This is a genomic window from Streptomyces sp. NPDC053432 (assembly GCF_055585365.1).
On the sequence record NZ_JBVJKF010000008.1, the window covers coordinates 92,270 to 109,787 of the forward strand.

The following is a 17,518-nucleotide window of genomic DNA, read 5'->3' on the forward strand; positions in this document are numbered from 1 at the left end:
CGCCTATCCTGAAGGGGACCCCTGGTCGCTACCCCCCGCGACCGACGGATGAGGAGGACTCCCGTGCCGCTCTCGGAGCACGAGCAGCGAATGCTCGAGCAGATGGAGCGAGCGCTGTACGCCGAAGATCCCAAGTTCGCGACAGCGCTTGAGGGAAGCGGACTGCGTACGTACACCCGGCGACGGGTCTACCAGGCAGTCGCAGGCATTGTGGTGGGTATCGCGCTCCTCATGACCGGTGTGATCATTCCGAACGTGCTCTGGATCAGCGTGGTGGGTTTCCTCGTCATGCTGGGATGTACGGTTCTCGTGGTCACCGGTTGGCGCAAGGCCCCCAAGCCTGGCGAGCAGCCCGTCTCCGGCAGTGCAGGCGGTTCGGCCCACGGCCGGGGCCGCCAGCGTCGGTCGATGATGACCCGCATCGAGGAACGGTGGCAGCGCCGCCGTGACGAGCAGGGGCACTAGCACCACCGGCCCCGTGACGACGTGAGCGAGGGGACGGCCGCCGCCCGGTGGCCGTCCCCTCGGCGTTGTGCGTCCCGTCACCGGTGCGCTCCGCGATTCCGCACCCGATCCACACCCGTTCGGCCCCCGACTGCGGCATGATGATCGCGTGAATGTGCTCCCCCTGGTCTTCACCAGCGGCTGGGCCAGCGGGATCAACGCATACGCCGTGGTCCTCCTGCTCGGCATCTTCGGCGCGACCGGCATGACCGACGACGTCCCCGCCTCGCTGCAGCGCACCGACGTACTGATCGTCGCCGGCGTGCTGTTCCTCTGCGAGGCGGTAGCCGACAAGATCCCGTACATGGACTCGGTATGGGACTCGGTCCACACCGTGATCCGCCCCGTGTCCGGTGCGGTGGTGGGAGCCCTGCTGGCCGGGCAGAGCGGTTCGCTCTCCGACATCGCCGCCGGCGCCATCGGCGGCTCCACCGCGCTGGTCAGCCACTTCATCAAGGCCGGCACCCGGATGGCGATCAACACCTCGCCCGAGCCGTTCAGCAACATCGTGGTCAGCACGGCCGAGGACCTCGGCGTGGCGGGCATCGTCATCTTCGCGATCTACCACCCCGCGGCCGCCGCGACCGTCGCGGCCGTCATACTCGCCGCCGGTCTGGCCCTCCTGGTCTTCCTCTGGACGAAGATCCGCCGCTTCCTGCGCCGGCGCGCCCAGCGCCGCGAGGAGAAGCGCATGGGCCCCGCCGCCCGTGAGACCGCAGGGGCCCCGCCGTACCGCTGACCGGGCTCGATAGGCTCGGCCGCATGGCACGAATTGCGGTGATCGGCGCCGGGATGGGCGCAATGGCGGCGGCGGCCCGGCTGGCCGTGGCAGGACACCGGGTGACGGTGTACGAACGCGGGACCACCTACGGCGGGGCGCTCGGCAGGTACGAACGCGACGGCTTCGCCTTCGACACCGGTCCCGGGCTGCTGCACCTGCCCGCCGTCTACCGCGACCTGTTCGTGAAGACCGGCAAGCGGTCCCTGGAGGACTGCGTCGACATGGTCCAGGTGGACCCCGCCGTCCGGCACGTCCTGCCCCACCACGGCATCGACGTCACCCTGCCCGGCGCCTCGCGCGGCGGGGTCGCCGCCGCCCTCGACACCGCCTTCGGCCCGGGCGCGGGCGAGCGCTGGAACGATGTGCTGGGCCGCGCCCGGGACGTCTGGGACGCCACCCGCCGCCCGCTCCTGGAGGAGCCGCTGCGCACGGGCGAGGCCCTGCGGGCCCTGGGCAGCGACCCCTACCCCGCCCTGCGCAGGAGCGGCCTGCTGCGCCGCCGCACCCCGACGCTCGCCGAAGTGGCCGAGCGGGAGCTGGGCGGCGCGCTCGGCGAGGTGCTGACGGGCCTGGTCCGCTCGTACGGGCTCGACCCCGCCACCGCGCCCGCCTCCGCGGCCGTGCTCCCGTACATGGAGCAGACCTTCGGCAGCTGGTACGTGCGCGGCGGTATGCGGGCCCTGGCCACCGCCGTGTACGAGCGCTGCCTGGAGCGGAAGGTCGCCTTCGTCTTCGGCGCCGGGGTGCGGGAGGTGCTCGCGGCCGCCGGCCGGGCGTCCGGACTGCTGCTGGCCGACGGCACCGAGGTCGAGGCCGACTCCGTCGTCTGCGCGATCGACCCGCGCCGGCTGCCCGCCCGCTCCCTGCCCCGGCCCCCGGAGACGGTGCCCGCCCGCGGGGCGGGCACCGCGAGCCGGGTCACGCTGCTGCTCGCGCTGCGCGGGGCCCGCCCCGCCGACGCCGTGCACCGCACGCTGGTCCACGCGCGGGGCGCCGACGTCACCGTGATGCGGCCCGACGACCCCGCCACCCGGCCCGACGCGGACCACGAGGCGGTCACCGTGAGCGCCGTGTGCGGCTCCCGGGTCCCCGGGGACCGGGAACTGCTGGAACTCGCCGCGAAGGCCGTTCCAGGGCTTCAGGAGCGCCTGCTGTGGCACGAGGTGCGCACCCCCGCCGACATCGAGGCGGCCACGGGCGCGGTCGGCGGCTCGGTGCCCCCGCCCGCCCTCGCGGGTGCCGGGGGCCGGCTGCTCCGACCGGCCAACACCACGGCCGTGCCCGGCCTGTACCTGGCGGGCGGCTGGGCGCACCCGGGCGGCGGGCTGCCGCACGCCGGGATGACCGGGGCCCTGGTGGCCGGGCTGATCGTGGAAGGCGCGGAGTTCCGCGGCTCGCAATGAGCCGCGGGGTCCGTCAGTAGCGGTACTGCTCGTACTCGCCCGTCCCCTGGGACGGGTACGGGTAGCCCTGCTGCTGGTCCTCCGCCGGGTACGGCTGCCCGTACGCGTCGGTGGTCCGCTGCTGCGGGACCCAGACCCCGCCGGGCGGGGTGTCCATGGAGTACTGCTGCCCCTGGTCGCCGTAGGGGGCGTAGCCCGCGGCGTACGGGTCGGCGCCGGGCGGGATCGTTCCGCCGGTGCCGATGTAGGGGTCGGAGTAGGCGGCGTACACCTGCTGCTCGCCCCCCGGGTAGCCGTTGGAGTAGTCGTAGCCGCCCTGGCCGCCCTGGGACTGCGAGGGGTCGTAGTACGCGGCGTACTGGTGGGCGTCCTGCTCGGCCGTGGTGAACGGCGAGGCGAAGGCCGCCGTCTGCGCGGCGTCCTGGGCGGACCGGTCGGGGGCGAAGCTCTGGATCCCGTAGGACCCGGTGTCCTCGGGCACCGGCTCCGGGTTGTAGACCTCGGGGGCCTCGGGCCGGTCCCGGCCTTCGCCGCGGCCGTCGCCCCGCCCCTCGTACTCCAGGCCGGTGACCTCCAGGGAGGGTTCCTGCTTCACCGCGGCGCCGGAGCGCCGCCGCCTGGTCTGCCGTACGGGTTTCCCGCCGCGGCGCAGCGCCCAGCCGGCCACGAACCCCTTGCGGAAGGAGAGCGTGACGAGCGTCTGGCCCACGGCGAACATGGCCGCTCCGGCGCCGATGACCAGCACCGACGGCAGCACGACCCCGGCGACCACGCCGAGGAACCCCGCGAAGGCGAGCAGGCGCCAGCGGAGCCGGGCCTTGTACTGCATCAGGACCTCGGCGAGCAACCACAGCGCGACGATCCCGAACGCGATGTAGAGGACCGTCATTCCCATGCGTGGCCCCTCTCGGTACGGCCGCCCATGGCGTACGGCCGGTCAGGCCCGCTGGTGCAGGCCCAGGTTCTCGTAGATTTCGAGAGTCGCCGTGGAATTGTTCAGCGTGATGAAGTGCAGCCCCGGTACACCCTCGGACAGCAGCCGCGCGCAGAACTCCGTGGCGAACTCGATGCCAATGGAGCGTACAGCGGCCGGGTCGTCCTTGACGGCGAGCATGCGCTCTTTCACGTCCGCAGGGAAGACCGCGTTGCTGAGCTGGGGCAGCCGGTCGAGCTGCTTGATGCCCACAACAGGCATGATCTCGGGGATGATCGGGGTCTCGCAGCCCGCCTTTTCGACGCTGTCGCGAAGCCGCAGATAATTCTCCGGGTCGAAGAACATCTGCGTGATGGCGTAGTCGGCCCCGGCGCGGCACTTGTCCACGAAGTGCCGGATGTCCGTGTCCCAGTCCAGCGAACGCGGGTGCATCTCGGGGAAGGCCGCGACGCCGACGCAGAAGTCCCCCGATTCCTTGACGAGTCGGACGAGGTCCGCGGCGTAGTGCACGCCCTCGGGATGTGCCACCCACTCGCCCATCGGGTCGCCCGGCGGGTCCCCGCGCAGGACGAGCATGTTGCGGATGCCGGCGTCGGCGAACTGGCCGATGACGTGGCGCAGCTCGGCGACCGAGTGGTCGACGGCCGTGAGGTGTGCGACCGGGGTCAGGGTGGTGTCCGCGGCGATCTGCTCGGTGGCCCGGACGGTGCCGCCGCGGGTGGAGCCGCCGGCCCCGTAGGTCACGGAGACGAAGCTGGGAGCCACCGCCTCGACCCGGCGCAGCGCGTTCCAGAGGTTGCGTTCGCCCCTCTCGGTCTTCGGCGCCCAGAACTCGAAGGAGTAGGAGCGCCCGGACGCGAGGAGGTCCCGGACCGTGTGTGCACGGTCCGACCAGGTGGAAGCGGTACCAGAGGCCATACGGGCAGGTTAGACGCGGCATGGCGCAGTCCGAAGCGGTGTCCGTCTTTTGGACAGCTTTTTGGACACCCCCGTCGGGGCTTGGCTACTGGCCGAGGCGGGCCCGTACGCGCTTGGCGAGCTCGGCGGCGGCCGCGCCCGGGTCGGAGGCCTCGGTGACGGCGCGGACGACGACCACGCGGGTGGCGCCGGCGTCCAGTACCTCGTCCAGGTTCGAGGCGTCGATGCCGCCGATGGCGAACCAGGGCCGGTCCTGCTCCAGCGAGGCCGCGTACCGGACGAGCCCGAGGCCGGGGGCGTAGCGGCCGGGCTTGGTGGGGGTGGGCCAGCAGGGGCCGGTGCAGAAGTAGTCCACGCCGGGCTCGGCAGCGGCCGCGTCGACCTCGGATTCCGCGTGGCAGGAACGGCCGATCAGCACTCCGTCGCCGAGGATGGCGCGGGCGGCGGGTACGGGGATGTCGCCCTGGCCGAGGTGCAGGACGTCGGAGCCGATGGCGTGCGCGACGTCGGCACGGTCGTTCACGGCGAGGAGCTTGCCGTGCCGGCGGGCGGCCTCGGCGAACACCTGGAGGTGCTCGAGCTCCTCCCCGGCCTCCATGCCCTTGTCCCGGAGCTGGACGATGTCCACGCCTCCGGCGAGCACGGCGTCGAGGAACTGGGGGAGGTCACCCTGCTTCTTCCGGGCGTCCGTGCACAGATAGAGCCGGGCGTCGGACAGCTGCTGCATGGGTGTACCCCCCGTGATGGAGCGCGGTGCACGGGCACGGGGCCCGTACACCGCGGTGTTTCAGATGGTTCGGATGATGCGGCCGAATCGGATGAACCGACTCAGAGGGCGAGCGCCTGCGCCCGGCGCTTGACCTCCGTGCCGCGATTCTCGCTCAGCGCCTGCGCGGGGGTGCCGGGCAGGGTCGGATCCGGGGTGAACATCCACTCCAGGATCTCCTCGTCGGAGAAGCCGTCGTCGCGGAGGACCGTCAGCAGGCCGACCAGACCCTTGACGACCTTGTCGCCGTCGATGAAGGGTGCGGGGACCTGGAGGGAGCGGTTCTCGCCGCGGCGCACGGCGACCAGCTGACCTTCCTTGACCATCTGGCGGACCCGGGTCACCTCGATGTCGAGCATCTCCGCGATGTCGGGGAGGTACAGCCAGGAGGGAACAAGGGCATCGATCTTTGCGTCAATCTCGGTCACACCCCAAGCCTGCCATCTCCACTCCGCCGCCGGTACCTGACCCACCCCGTCCGGGTACCACCCCCGCGCCGACCCCCGCCGCTTCAGCCCCGCCGCCGTTTGAGGCGAGGGGTCCGCGGCGCAGCCCCGTCGGCGCTTGAGGCACGGGGTCCGCGGCGCAGCCCCGCCGCTCCAGCCCCGCCGACGCTTGAGGCGCGGGGTACGGGGCGGAGCCCCACCGCTCCAGCCCCGCCGGCGTTTGAGGCGCGGTGTCCGGGGCGGAGCCCCGCCGCTCCAGCCCCGCCGACGCTTGAGGCGCGGGGTACGGGGCGGAGCCCCACCGCTCCAGCCCCGCCGGCGCTTGGGGCGCGGGGGCCAGGGCGCAGCCCCGCCACCTCAGCCCCGCCGACGCTTGAGGCGCGGTGTCCGGGGCGGAGCCCCGCCGCTCCAGCCCCGCCGGCGTTTGAGGCGCGGGGTACGGGGCGGAGCCCCGGGGAACGGAGGAAGGGCGGGGCGGGGAGCGGCTCCGCGCAGCGGCCCCCCGCCCCACCCGGCCCCGCCCCGGCGGGCCCGGCCCGGCCCGGCCCGGCCCGGCCCGTCACACGGCTACGCGACCGCCGACTTCAGCGGAACCCCCGGGTCGGAGACCTTCGCCGGGTCGACGGCCGCCCCCGTCTCGATCAGCCGCCGCCCCTGCGCAAGATCCCGCGGCCTCCCCACCGCGAGCACCGCGACCAGCACCCCGCCCCGCAGCCAGCACACCGACCACGCCTCCCCGGCCGGGTCCCCGCGCCACAGCAGCTCGTCCGCCCCGCCGTGATGCCCGGCGTACTGCACGAAGCGCCCGAACTGCTCCGACCAGAAGTACGGGACTGGGTCGTACACCGCCCCCGCTTCCTCCCCCGCCAGGATGTTCGCCGCGACGGCCCGCGGCCCCTGCAGCGCGTTGTCCCAGTGGTGCACCAGCAGCCGCGCCCCGTACCGCCCCGAGGGGAACGACGCGCAGTCGCCGACCGCGTACACCCCGGGCACGGAGGTGCGCAGGTGCTCGTCGGCCGTGACCGACCCGTCGGCCCCGAGCTCCACCCCGGTCCCGGCCAGCCACCCGGTGGCGGGGCGGGCGCCGATGCCCACGACCACCGCCCCGGCCGGCAGCTCCCGGCCGTCCGCCAGCAGTACGCGCCCCGCCTCGATCCCGGCGACCTTCGCGCCGGTGAGCAGCTCGGCGCCCGCCTCCGCGTACCAGCGCCCCATCGGCGCGGCGACCTCCTCGGGCAGCGCCCCCGCCAGCACCCGGTCGGCGGCCTCCACCACCGTCACCGCGCAGCCCGCCTCCCTGGCCGCCGTGGCGAACTCGGCGCCGATCCAGCCCGCCCCGACGACCACGACCGAGGGGGCCTCGGCCAGGACCGGCCGCAGCCGGGCGGCGTCGTCGAGGGTGCGCAGCAGGTGCACGCCGGGGACACCCCCGGTCCCCGGCAGGGTCAGCGGCTCGGCACCGGTGGCCAGCACGAGGACCTCGTACGGGACGGGGCCCGCCTCGGTGTCCAGTTCCCGCTCGTCCGCCCGCAGCCCCGTGACCTCGGTGCCGAGCCTGAGCTCGATGCCGAGCCCCTCGAAGTCCACGTCGAAGGCGGAGTCCTCGGCCTTGCCGAGCAGGACCGCCTTGGAGAGCGGGGGGCGGTCGTAGGGCTGGTGCGGCTCGGCGCCCAGCAGGGTCACGGGGCCGGCGTACCCCTGCTCCCGCAGGGCGACCGCGGTCTGCACACCGGCCATTCCGGCGCCGACGATCACGACGCCGCTCTGATTCTTCTCCGTCTGCTCACTCACTCGGACACCCTAATCATCTGACGCCCCGTCAGGAATAGGTGCCGCCTTACCCGCCGTCGGCGGCCGGGTTAGTCTGGCCACCGTACCTATCGCGGGAGTCCGGCGCACCGGGCTGAGAGGGAGGCTGGACGGCCTCCGACCGTACGAACCTGATCCGGGTCATGCCGGCGAAGGGAGGGGCTGGACGCCCATGTTTTCATCTCGGAATCGAACGGGACCGGAATCCGGACCCGTATCGGGACCCGAATCGGGACCCGCATCCCGGCCCGAATCGGGACCCCTATCCGGACCCGTATCCGGACCCGTATCGGGACCCCTATCCGGACCCGTATCGGGACCCGAAACGGGATCCGGATCCGACGTCCTCGTCATCGGCGGCGGGATCATCGGCCTCGTCACCGCCTGGCGGGCCGCCGAACGCGGCCTGCGCACCGCGCTCGCCGACCCGGCCCCCGGCGGCGGCGCCGCCCAGGTCGCGGCCGGCATGCTCGCCCCCGTCACCGAACTGCACTACGGCGAGGAATCCCTGCTGGGCCTCGGCCTCGCCTCCGCCGAGCGCTACCCGCGGTTCGCCGCCGAGCTCGCCGAGGCCAGCGGCGGCATGGACATCGGCTACCGCGCCTGCGGCACCCTCGCCGTCGCCCTCGACTCCGACGACCGCCTCCACCTGCGGGAACTCCACGCCCTGCAGCGCCGCTGCGGCCTTGAGTCCGAGTGGCTCACCGGCCGCGAGTGCCGCCGCCTGGAGCCCATGCTGGCCCCCGGCGTCCGCGGCGGCCTGCGCGTGGACGGCGACCACCAGGTCGACCCGCGCCGGCTCGCGACCGCCCTGCTGGCCGCCTGCGAGCGCGCCGGGGTGATCATCCACCGGGCGAACGCGGAGCGGCTCGTGGTCACCGCCGACCGCGCGGCCGGCGCCGTGCTCGACGACGGTACGGCGCTGCGCGCCGCCCAGGTGGTCCTGGCCGCGGGCTCGCTCAGCTGCAAGCTGCCCGGCGTACCGCCGGAGGCGGCCGTACCCGTCCGGCCGGTCAAGGGCCAGGTCCTGCGCCTGTCCGTCCCTCCTGCCTACGCCCCGTTCCTCTCCCGGACCGTACGGGCCGTCGTGCGCGGCAGCCACGTCTACCTGGTGCCGCGCGAGAACGGGGAACTCGTCCTGGGCGCCACCAGCGAGGAACTCGGCTGGGACACCACCGTCACCGCCGGCGGGGTCTACGAACTCCTCCGCGACGCCCACGAGCTGGTGCCCGGCATCACTGAACTCCCCCTCGTCGAGACCAGGGCAGGCCTGCGCCCCGGCTCCCCCGACAACGCCCCGCTGCTCGGCCCGACCGAGCTGCCGGGCCTGCACCTGGCCACCGGCCACTACCGCAACGGGGTCCTGCTCACCCCCCTCACGGGCGACGTACTGGCGGAGCTGCTGACCACCGGCGAACTCCCGCCGGTCGCCCGCCCCTTCTCCCCCCGCCGGTTCTCCGCCGCACGTCAGGAGTCCTTCGCATGACCATCTCCGTCAACGGCGAGCCGCGCGAGATCGCGGCCGGCACCACCCTCGACTCGGTGGTCGCCACCCTCACCACCGCCCCCTCCGGCGTCGCCGCCGCGCTCAACGAGACCGTGGTCCCGCGCGGCCAGTGGCCGGCCACGGCGCTGGGCGACGGCGACCGGGTCGAGATCCTCACCGCGGTCCAGGGCGGCTGAACCACATGAGCGGCACGAACGACATGAACACCACGAACGCCATGGCGGACGATCTCCTCACCCTCGGCGGCCGGACCTTCTCCTCCCGCCTGATCATGGGCACGGGCGGTGCCCCGAGCCTGGACGTCCTGGAGCGCGCGCTGATCGCGTCCGGTACGGAACTCACGACCGTCGCGATGCGCCGTCTGGACCCGACGGTCCAGGGCTCCGTCCTCTCCGTCCTCACCAAGCTCGGCATCGCGGTCCTGCCCAACACGGCGGGCTGCTTCACCGCCGGCGAGGCCGTCCTGACGGCGCGCCTCGCACGGGAGGCGCTGGGCACGGACTGGATCAAGCTGGAGGTCGTCGCGGACGAGCGAACCCTCCTGCCGGACGGCGTCGAACTCCTCGACGCGGCCGAGATCCTGGTCGACGAGGGCTTCACCGTCCTCCCGTACACCAACGACGACCCGGTCCTGGCCCGCAAGCTGGAGGACGTGGGCTGCGCGGCGATCATGCCGCTCGGCTCCCCGATCGGCTCGGGCATGGGCATCCGCAACCCGCACAACTTCGAGCTGATCACCGAACGGGCGGGCGTCCCCGTGATCCTCGACGCCGGTGCCGGCACCGCGTCGGACGTGGCCCTCGCCATGGAACTCGGCTGCGACGCGGTGATGCTCGCCTCGGCGGTCACCCGCGCCCAGTCCCCCGCCCTGATGGCGGCGGCCATGCGCGACGCGGTCTCCGCGGGCCGCCTGGCCCACCGAGCGGGCCGCATCCCCCAACGCCGCTTCGCCGAAGCCTCGTCCCCCACGGAGGGGCGGGCGGCCCTGGACCCGGAGCGGCCGGCGTTCTGAGGGGCGGGACGGTTACGGTTCCACGCCCGGTCGGGGCCCTCACTGCGGGTGGGGGTGGCGGGCGGCGTCGCGGGAGGGGAGTTGGGCGTTCGGGCCGGGCGCTCGACGGCGGTCCGCGACCCGGCCTGGAGGCCGGTCGGGGGTCGGGAGGCGGGCGGTGGCGGTGCCCCGGCCGGTCGGCAGCGAGGAAGGGTTGGGGATTTCCCGTCAGTCCCACTGTCCTTCCGCGTCGGGCCGCCCTGTCAAGGGCGCTCCCTGCGGTCGCGTCGCTTCGCGATCGCCTTCGGCGACCCTTGACAGGCCGTCCCGCCACGGAAAGACAAGGACTGCCGGGAAACCCCCAAAAGAACGGGCCGGGCGGAACAGCCCATAAACGACCCAGCCAGAGATGCGCGAGGCGGTGGGGGTAGGACGCGCTCGCCCTCGGGCCGCTCCATCTCGCCCTCCGAACGGGGCAGGCGGCCGAGACTCCTCCCCACCTCGACCACAAGAGCCTGAACCGGAGGAAGGGCGCCCCAGATCGCTACGCGCTCCTCCCTGACGGCGTCCACGGTCGTCTTGGGCTAAGCCGCCAACGATCGCTACGCGCTCCTCTGTCTCGGCGTCCGATGGCCGTCTGGGGCCGATACCCCACCAAACCTCGGCCAGAAAGCCCCATGGAGGTGTGTCAAGTCCCGAAAATGCGGGTCATGACGCAATGTACCCGGCCGGGGTTAATTGGGACTTGGGATCACACAGATCCACCCGCGACATATTGCGCGGGCGATTACTTCCCGCCCCACCGGAGGTTAATTCTCATGACCCACTCATTCCGAAAACAGCGTCTCGCCCTCCTTACAGCCTCGACCGCTCTGGCCGCAGCAGGCGCACTTTTGCCCGCCAACGCATTCGCCGCACCGACGGCAACGCACGGCGTCGCCTCGACGGCACCAAGCAGCAGCGACCACGGCGGGGACTGGGGCTACTGCTACCGCCACCATCGCGGTCACCACAAGTGGGACTGGAATTGGAACTGGCTGTGGGGCTGGAACTGGGACTACTGCAACAACCATCACAGCCACCACCACCGGTACCACTACGACTAAAGCAGTTACGCCGACGGTCCGTGCTGGACAGCGAACAAACCAGCACGGACCGTCGAACGGTCAGGCATCGAAGGCGTATTCCGGCACGTAGGAAGGTCCAGGGTCATTTCATGGACTTCGACCGCCCGCCCTAGGCGGTACAGACGGAATGACAGGCGTGCTTGTGGTGACACGTCCGGGCGCTCTGACCCGAGTACAGCTCGACATGGCCGTTGTCTGAGGCGTCTTCTCCCCAGACGGCCTGCAGTCGCCGTCATCGAGGAGCGCGTAGCGATCTTTTGCGGCTTATGTCCAGCCCCAATCGACCGTGGACGCCGTCAAAGCGAAGCGCGTAGCGATCTGGGGCGAGATCAGCCCCGGACGGGGGTCAGACGCTGAGAGATGGGGAGCGCGTAGCGATTTGACGCGCTCTGCCTGCCGCCAGGCTCTTGTGGCCGAGGTTTGGACGGGTCTCGGCCGCCTGCCCCGTTCGGAGGGCCAGATGGAGCGGCCCGAGGGCGAGCGTGCCCCACCCCCACCACCTCGCACGTCTCTGGCCGGGCCGCTTATGGGCTCTTCCGCCCGGCCCGTTCTTTTGGGGGTTTCCCGGCAGTCCTTGTCTTTCCGTGGCGGGACGGCCTGTCAAGGGTGGAGCGCAGCGACATCGCGAAGCGACGCGACGAAGGAGCGCCCTTGACAGGCCGGCCCGACGCGGAAGGACAGTGGGACTGACGGGAAACCCCCAACCCTTCCTCGCTCCCGACCGGCCGGGGCACCGATCCCGCCCGCCTCCCCACCACCGACCAGCCTCCACCCCACGCCCCGCCCCACGCCCGGCCCGACGCCCCACCCGACGCCCGGCCCGAACCGTCACCCCCCTCCCGCGACGACGCCCGCCACGCCCCCACTCGCACCCGGAGGCGGGTGGCAGCCGCCGACCCGGCGGCGCGGCCCGCAGGGGCCCAGGCCCCGACCGGGCGTGGGCCCCTGCGCGCCGCCCCACGTCACAGCTGCGCTGCAAGAACGACCGCCCCCGTCTGGGCGCATCCGGCCGCCAATAGAATCGGCGGGTGGATACGACCCTGGATGACCCCCTCGTCGGGCGCGTGCTCGACGGCCGCTACCGCGTAGACGCCCGCATCGCGGCCGGCGGCATGGCAACGGTCTACCGGGCCGTCGACACCCGGCTCGACCGCGTGCTCGCGCTGAAGGTGATGCACCCGGCCCTCGCCGCCGACGCGGCCTTCGTCGACCGGTTCATCCGGGAGGCCAAGTCCGTGGCGCGGCTCGCGCACCCCAACGTGGTCGCCGTGTTCGACCAGGGCACGGACGGGCCGTACGTCTTCCTCGCCATGGAGTACGTGTCCGGCTGCACCCTGCGCGACGTGCTCCGCGAGCGCGGTGCGCTGCGGCCGCGGGCGGCCCTCGACATCCTCGAGCCGGTCCTCGCCGCCCTCGGCGCGGCCCACCGGGCCGGGTTCGTGCACCGTGACATGAAGCCCGAGAACGTCCTGATCGGTGACGACGGCCGGGTCAAGGTGGCCGACTTCGGGCTGGTCCGTTCCGTGGACTCCGTCACCAACACCACCGGCTCCGTCCTCGGCACCGTCTCCTACCTGGCCCCCGAGCAGATCGAGAGCGGTGTCGCCGACACCCGCGTGGACGTCTACGCCTGCGGTGTCGTGCTGTACGAGATGCTGACCGGCTCCAAGCCGCACACCGGCGGGACCCCCGCCCAGGTGCTCTACCAGCACCTCCACGAGGACGTGCCGCCGCCTTCGGCCGCCGTCCCGGGGCTCGCCACCGGGCTCGACGAGCTCGTCGCCCAGGCCACCGCGCGCCACCCCGAGCTGCGCCCGCACGACGCCGCCGCGCTGCTCGGCCTCGCCCTGGAGGCCCGTGCGCAGCTCGGTGACGCCGAGCTGGACGCCGTACCGCCGCAGGCGCGGTCCGAGGAACGGTCGTCCGCGGAGGACCGCACCGGCGTGATCCCGCGCCCGGTGGCCGCGCAGCAGCCCGTGCACCACACCTCCCGTCTGGAGATGCCCCCGACTCCGTCCCCGACCTCGACACCGGCGACGCACCGGCCGGCCGCCGCGGCCTCCCGGCTGCCCCGCCGTGGTGTGCTGCTCGTCGTCGCGGGGGTGCTGCTGGCCCTCGGGCTGGGCACGGGCGTCTGGTACATCAGCTCCGGCCAGTTCACGAAGGTCCCGAACCTCCTCGGCAAGACCGAGGCCGAGGCCCGCTCCCAGCTGTCGGCGGCCGGGCTCGGGGTGAAGGGCGTCGACCGGAAGTTCAGCGACGCCTTCGACCGCGGGACGGTGATGAACACCGACCCGCCGGGCGGCAAGCGCATCCGCGGCAACGGCGCCGTGACGATCACGATTTCGCGCGGCCCCCAGCTCGTGGCCGTGCCCAACCTGAAGGAACGCCCGCTGGAGGAGGCCAAGAAGGAGCTGACGAAGGCCGGGCTGGCCCCCGGCGTCGTCACCCAGGCCTTCAGCCAGGACATCGCCCAGGGCTCGGTGATCAGCACCGACCCGGCGGGCGGCGAGAAGCGTGCGCCGGACACGGCCGTCTCGCTCGTGGTCAGCAAGGGCCGCCCGGTCGGCGTCCCGAGCGTGGTGGGACTTCCCGCCGATCAGGCGAAGGCGAGCCTGGAGGGCCTGGGCTTCAAGGTCGAGACGGCCCCCGAACAGGTCAACTCCCCCGCCGCGGCCGGTACGGTCGCCAACCAGTCGGTCAGCGCCGGCGCCCAGGCCGCGGCCGGTGACACGATCACGCTGACCGTGTCCAAGGGCCCCCGCCAGCTCCCGGTCCCGGGCGTGACCGGCCAGGAGGTGGACGCGGCGCGCAGGACGCTGGAGGCCGCGGGCTTCAAGGTGAAGGTGGAGCGGCCCTTCCTCTCCTTCAGCAACACCGTGGACACCCAGTCGGTGCCTGCCGGGCAGACCGCCCCCGAGGGCAGCACGATCACCATCAAGACCAAGGGGCTGTAGGCCGCAGTGATACGCAATCCAGTGGGCGGGCACGTCCCCGTGGCGGGCGGCCTCGCCTCGGTCGGGCTGGCCTACGCCCGTGAGATGGGTGCCGAGGCGGTCCAGGTCTTCGTCGCCAATCCGCGCGGCTGGGCCACCCCGGTCGGTAATCCGGCGCAGGACGAGCGGTTCCGGGCGGAGTGCGCGGAGGCGTCGGTCCCGGCGTACGTGCACGCCCCCTACCTGATCAACTTCGGCTCCCACACCGAGGCGACCGTCGAGAAGTCGGTGGAGTCGCTGCGCCACTCGCTGCGCCGCGGCCGGGAGATCGGCGCGCTCGGGGTGGTCGTGCACACCGGCTCCGCGACCGGCGGACGTCCGCGTGAGGCGGCGTACGCGCAGGTCAGGGAGCACATGCTGCCGCTGCTGGACGAGCTGACGCACGAGGACGACCCCTTCCTGCTGCTGGAGTCCACGGCCGGTCAGGGTTCCTCGCTGTGCTCGACGGCCGAGGAGTTCGGCCCGTACTTCGACGCGCTCGACCGCCATCCGATGCTCGGGGTCTGCCTGGACACCTGTCACGTCTTCGCGGCCGGACACGACCTGGCGGAGCCGGGCGGCACCAAGCGGACCCTCGACCTGCTCGTGGACACGGTCGGCGAGGGCCGGCTGAAGCTGGTCCACGCGAACGATTCCAAGGAGGGTGTCGGCGCGCACAAGGACCGGCACGCGCAGATCGGCCAGGGCCACATCGGCCGGGACGCCTTCGCGGAGCTGTTCACGCACCCGGCGATGGAGGGCGTACCGCTGATCATCGAGACGCCCGGCGGCAAGGAAGGACATGCGGCGGACGTGGCGCTGCTGAAGGAGCTGCGCGGTATGGAGTGATCCGGTGATCCCTTGAGGAATACCCCAGGGGGGTATACGGTTCTGTCAGAACGACGGAACCGCCACCCGGCATTCCCATGAGGGGGTTGTTGTCATGGAGCAGACGCACGCGCACGACGAGCACCATCAGCACCACGGACACGAGCACCACGGCGGCCACGCAGACCACGAGGCCCACCAGGGACACCAGGTCCACGACCAGCACGCCAACCACGCCGGGCACGCCGCACACGGCGACCACGCGGCCCACGCCGACCACGGCGCGCACCAAGGCCACCACGGCCACGGCCACGGCCCCGTCAGCTGGGCCATGGCCGCCAAGGCCACCCTCCACTGCCTCACCGGCTGCGCCATCGGCGAAGTGCTCGGCATGATCATCGGCACCGCGCTCGGGTGGGGCAACGTGTCGACCATGATCCTGGCGATCGTGCTGGCGTTCTTCTTCGGCTACGCCCTCACCCTGCGCGGGATCCTCGGCGCCGGCGTCGACTTCCGTACGGCCGTCCGGGTGGCGCTGGCCGCCGACACCCTCTCGATCGCCGTCATGGAGCTGATCGACAACGGGGTGATCGCCCTGTGGCCCGGCGCCATGGACGCGCACCTGTCGGACGCGCTGTTCTGGATCGTGCTCGCGATCTCGCTCGCGATCGCCTTCGTCCTCACCACCCCGGTCAACAAGTGGATGATCGGCCGCGGCAAGGGTCACGCGGTCGTCCACCAGTACCACCACTGAGCAGTACCACCATCGGGCGATTCCCCCGACGGCGTCCGCTACAGCTCCGGGCCGTCCCCCGGCTCCTCCTGATAGGAGTAGCGCTGTTCGCGCCAGGGGTCGCCGATGTTGTGGTAACCCCGCTCCTCCCAGAAGCCCCGGCGGTCCGCGGTCATGTACTCGATCCCGCGGACCCACTTGGGGCCCTTCCAGGCGTACAGGTGCGGGACCACGAGCCGCAGCGGGAACCCGTGCTCGGCGGTGAGCAGTTCACCGCCCTCGTGAGTGGCGAAGACGGTCCGGTCGGAAGCGAAGTCGGCCAGCCGCAAGTTGGAGCTGAAGCCGTACTCGGCCCACACCATCACGTGCGTGACCTGCGGGGCGGGCGGTGCGAGGGCGAGCACGGTACGGGCGAGCACACCGCCCCATTCGGCGCCCTGCATGCTGAACTTCGTCACGCAGTGGAGATCCGCCACCACCGACTCGAAGGGCAGGGCCGTGAACTCCTCGTGGTTCCAGCAGTGCTTCTCACCGTCGGCCGTGGCCCCGAAGACGCGGAACTCCCAGCGCTCCGGCTTGAACTTCGGTACAGGCCCGTAGTGGGTGACGGGCCAGCCCCGCTGGAGCCGCTGCCCCGGGGGGAGCTCCGGCTGCTCTGCTCCCGGAGATTCCCGGCTTTCCGGCTGACCCATGACTCCATGGTGACAGACTTGGCGGGGTGGTCATGACCAGGTCTGGGCCAATGCGGGCCGGTTTCGGGGCAAGTCCTGGCAACTCCCACTAAGGAGGCACTTACTGGACGCTCCCCAGTGGCGGTGCAAGGATGCGCCCACCTGCCCCGTCACATAGCTGACATTGCCTGGAAGGAGCCTCTGCGATGCAGGGCGACCCCGAGGTCCTTGAGTTTCTGAACGAGCAGCTGACCGGCGAGCTGACGGCCATCAACCAGTACTGGCTGCACTACCGCATCCAGGACAACAAGGGCTGGACCAAGCTCGCCAAGTACACGCGTGAAGAGTCCATCGACGAGATGAAGCACGCGGACAAGCTCACCGAACGCATCCTCATGCTGGACGGCCTGCCGAACTACCAGCGCCTCTTCCACGTGCGCGTCGGCCAGACGATCACGGAGATGTTCCAGGCGGACCGCCAGGTCGAGGTCGAGGCCATCGACCGGCTCAAGCGGGGCATCGAAGTCATGCGCGGCAAGGGCGACATCACCTCGGCGCGGCTCTTCGAGGAGATCCTGGAGGACGAGGAGCACCACATCGACTACCTCGACACCCAGCTGGAGCTCATCGAGTCCCTGGGAGAGCCCCTGTACATCGCCCAGCTGATCGAGCAGCCGAGCTGACCCCTGCCCTTGCGGGAGGACTAGGCCGCTTCCGCGAGCCGGGGCGCGAGCGCAGGCGCCTGCTCCGCCGCGGGTGCGGCCACCGCCGCGATCGCGGGCACGGCCGTGAGCTCGGGTACGGTCACCGCCGCCAGCTCGGGGTCCGCGGCGAGGACGGCCGCGGCGTTGCCCTTGTCCAGCTGCTCGCGGCGCGGGCAGGCACCGCGGCCGAGTATGCCCTGGATGGTGCGCACGCACGAGCCGCAGTCCGTGCCGGCCTTGGTGGCCGAGGCGATCTGGCGCGGGGTGCAGGCCCCGGCAGCCGCGTGGTCCTTGACCTGCTGGTCGGTGATCCCGAAACACGAGCAGACGTACACGCGGTGCACCTCCCTGAGCGGAATGGTTCTTCGAGCCATCCCCTAGATCGGTGAGGCTTACCTAACCGTACCCAAAGTTAGGGTTC

Annotated in this window: 18 protein-coding genes and 1 riboswitch; of the genes, 11 read left to right on the forward strand and 7 right to left on the reverse strand. The window is 72.2% G+C overall.

From position 1 onward, the window contains the following. Positions 1 to 63 precede the first annotated feature (63 nt). The 3 genes from ACZ6Y1_RS15610 to ACZ6Y1_RS15620 all read left to right on the forward strand — a co-directional run bounded on the left by ACZ6Y1_RS15610 (position 64) and on the right by ACZ6Y1_RS15620 (position 2,688). Positions 64 to 465 carry a DUF3040 domain-containing protein gene (locus ACZ6Y1_RS15610; protein ID WP_376659470.1) on the forward strand — a complete coding sequence of 134 codons (402 nt, stop codon included), beginning with the start codon at positions 64 to 66 and terminating at the stop codon, positions 463 to 465. A 148-nt stretch (positions 466 to 613) separates the two neighbouring features. After that, positions 614 to 1,243 carry a DUF4126 domain-containing protein gene (locus ACZ6Y1_RS15615; RefSeq protein WP_469628536.1) on the forward strand — a complete coding sequence of 210 codons (630 nt, stop codon included), beginning with the start codon at positions 614 to 616 and terminating at the stop codon, positions 1,241 to 1,243. A gap of 23 nt (positions 1,244 to 1,266) precedes the next feature. Continuing rightward, positions 1,267 to 2,688, forward strand: coding sequence for a phytoene desaturase family protein (locus ACZ6Y1_RS15620; protein ID WP_469628539.1), 1,422 nt, complete (start codon positions 1,267 to 1,269; stop codon positions 2,686 to 2,688). 13 nt (positions 2,689 to 2,701) lie between these two features. Here ACZ6Y1_RS15620 and ACZ6Y1_RS15625 read toward each other — a convergent pair whose 3' ends face one another. The 5 genes from ACZ6Y1_RS15625 to ACZ6Y1_RS15645 form a co-directional block, all read right to left on the reverse strand. Beyond that, positions 2,702 to 3,583 (reverse strand): hypothetical protein, encoded by an 882-nt coding sequence (locus tag ACZ6Y1_RS15625; protein ID WP_469628542.1) that lies wholly within the window; start codon positions 3,581 to 3,583, stop codon positions 2,702 to 2,704. Positions 3,584 to 3,625: 42 nt separating this feature from the next. Then, complete coding sequence (gene metF / locus ACZ6Y1_RS15630) at positions 3,626 to 4,540, reverse strand: methylenetetrahydrofolate reductase [NAD(P)H] (protein ID WP_469628545.1); 915 nt, start codon at positions 4,538 to 4,540, stop codon at positions 3,626 to 3,628. Between the two features lie 85 nt (positions 4,541 to 4,625). Further along, positions 4,626 to 5,267 (reverse strand): thiamine phosphate synthase, encoded by a 642-nt coding sequence (gene thiE / locus ACZ6Y1_RS15635; RefSeq protein WP_469628548.1) that lies wholly within the window; start codon positions 5,265 to 5,267, stop codon positions 4,626 to 4,628. Between the two features lie 101 nt (positions 5,268 to 5,368). Beyond that, positions 5,369 to 5,734, reverse strand: a complete 366-nt coding sequence (locus ACZ6Y1_RS15640; protein WP_384593954.1) for an Rv2175c family DNA-binding protein — start codon at positions 5,732 to 5,734, stop codon at positions 5,369 to 5,371. Between the two features lie 585 nt (positions 5,735 to 6,319). Beyond that, a complete protein-coding gene (locus ACZ6Y1_RS15645) occupies positions 6,320 to 7,543 on the reverse strand; it encodes an NAD(P)/FAD-dependent oxidoreductase (protein WP_469628552.1) in 1,224 nt (407 codons plus the stop codon). Positions 7,544 to 7,624: 81 nt separating this feature from the next. Beyond that, positions 7,625 to 7,736: riboswitch (TPP riboswitch) on the forward strand. Positions 7,737 to 7,913: 177 nt separating this feature from the next. Between ACZ6Y1_RS15645 and thiO the strand changes: the two genes are divergently transcribed. The 7 genes from thiO (at position 7,914) to ACZ6Y1_RS15680 (ending at position 15,743) form a co-directional block, all read left to right on the forward strand. Continuing rightward, positions 7,914 to 9,047, forward strand: a complete 1,134-nt coding sequence (thiO, locus tag ACZ6Y1_RS15650; protein ID WP_469629079.1) for a glycine oxidase ThiO — start codon at positions 7,914 to 7,916, stop codon at positions 9,045 to 9,047. Continuing rightward, a complete protein-coding gene (gene thiS, locus ACZ6Y1_RS15655) occupies positions 9,044 to 9,244 on the forward strand; it encodes a sulfur carrier protein ThiS (protein WP_376659461.1) in 201 nt (66 codons plus the stop codon). The genes thiO and thiS overlap by 4 nt, the downstream gene beginning before the upstream one ends. A gap of 41 nt (positions 9,245 to 9,285) precedes the next feature. Further along, the gene (locus tag ACZ6Y1_RS15660) at positions 9,286 to 10,080 is read left to right on the forward strand and encodes a thiazole synthase (protein WP_469629082.1); all 795 of its coding nucleotides are present in this window, start codon (positions 9,286 to 9,288) and stop codon (positions 10,078 to 10,080) included. Between the two features lie 872 nt (positions 10,081 to 10,952). Beyond that, positions 10,953 to 11,165, forward strand: a complete 213-nt coding sequence (locus tag ACZ6Y1_RS15665) for a hypothetical protein (RefSeq protein WP_469628557.1) — start codon at positions 10,953 to 10,955, stop codon at positions 11,163 to 11,165. A 1,049-nt stretch (positions 11,166 to 12,214) separates the two neighbouring features. Beyond that, a complete protein-coding gene (pknB, locus tag ACZ6Y1_RS15670) occupies positions 12,215 to 14,143 on the forward strand; it encodes a Stk1 family PASTA domain-containing Ser/Thr kinase (protein WP_469628560.1) in 1,929 nt (642 codons plus the stop codon). 9 nt (positions 14,144 to 14,152) lie between these two features. Then, positions 14,153 to 15,010 (forward strand): deoxyribonuclease IV, encoded by an 858-nt coding sequence (locus tag ACZ6Y1_RS15675; protein WP_469629085.1) that lies wholly within the window; start codon positions 14,153 to 14,155, stop codon positions 15,008 to 15,010. Positions 15,011 to 15,104: 94 nt separating this feature from the next. Next, positions 15,105 to 15,743 (forward strand): DUF4396 domain-containing protein, encoded by a 639-nt coding sequence (locus ACZ6Y1_RS15680; RefSeq protein WP_469628563.1) that lies wholly within the window; start codon positions 15,105 to 15,107, stop codon positions 15,741 to 15,743. A gap of 38 nt (positions 15,744 to 15,781) precedes the next feature. Here ACZ6Y1_RS15680 and ACZ6Y1_RS15685 read toward each other — a convergent pair whose 3' ends face one another. Then, positions 15,782 to 16,414, reverse strand: coding sequence for a sulfite oxidase-like oxidoreductase (locus ACZ6Y1_RS15685; protein WP_469628566.1), 633 nt, complete (start codon positions 16,412 to 16,414; stop codon positions 15,782 to 15,784). Positions 16,415 to 16,599: 185 nt separating this feature from the next. Here ACZ6Y1_RS15685 and bfr point away from each other — a divergent pair, with 185 nt between their 5' ends. After that, positions 16,600 to 17,076: a bacterioferritin gene (bfr, locus tag ACZ6Y1_RS15690; protein ID WP_469628569.1), complete on the forward strand. Its 477-nt coding sequence runs from the start codon at positions 16,600 to 16,602 to the stop codon at positions 17,074 to 17,076. 20 nt (positions 17,077 to 17,096) lie between these two features. Here the strand turns inward: bfr and ACZ6Y1_RS15695 are convergent, their stop codons facing one another. Further along, positions 17,097 to 17,432 (reverse strand): (2Fe-2S)-binding protein, encoded by a 336-nt coding sequence (locus tag ACZ6Y1_RS15695; protein WP_469629088.1) that lies wholly within the window; start codon positions 17,430 to 17,432, stop codon positions 17,097 to 17,099. Positions 17,433 to 17,518: the final 86 nt, after the last annotated feature.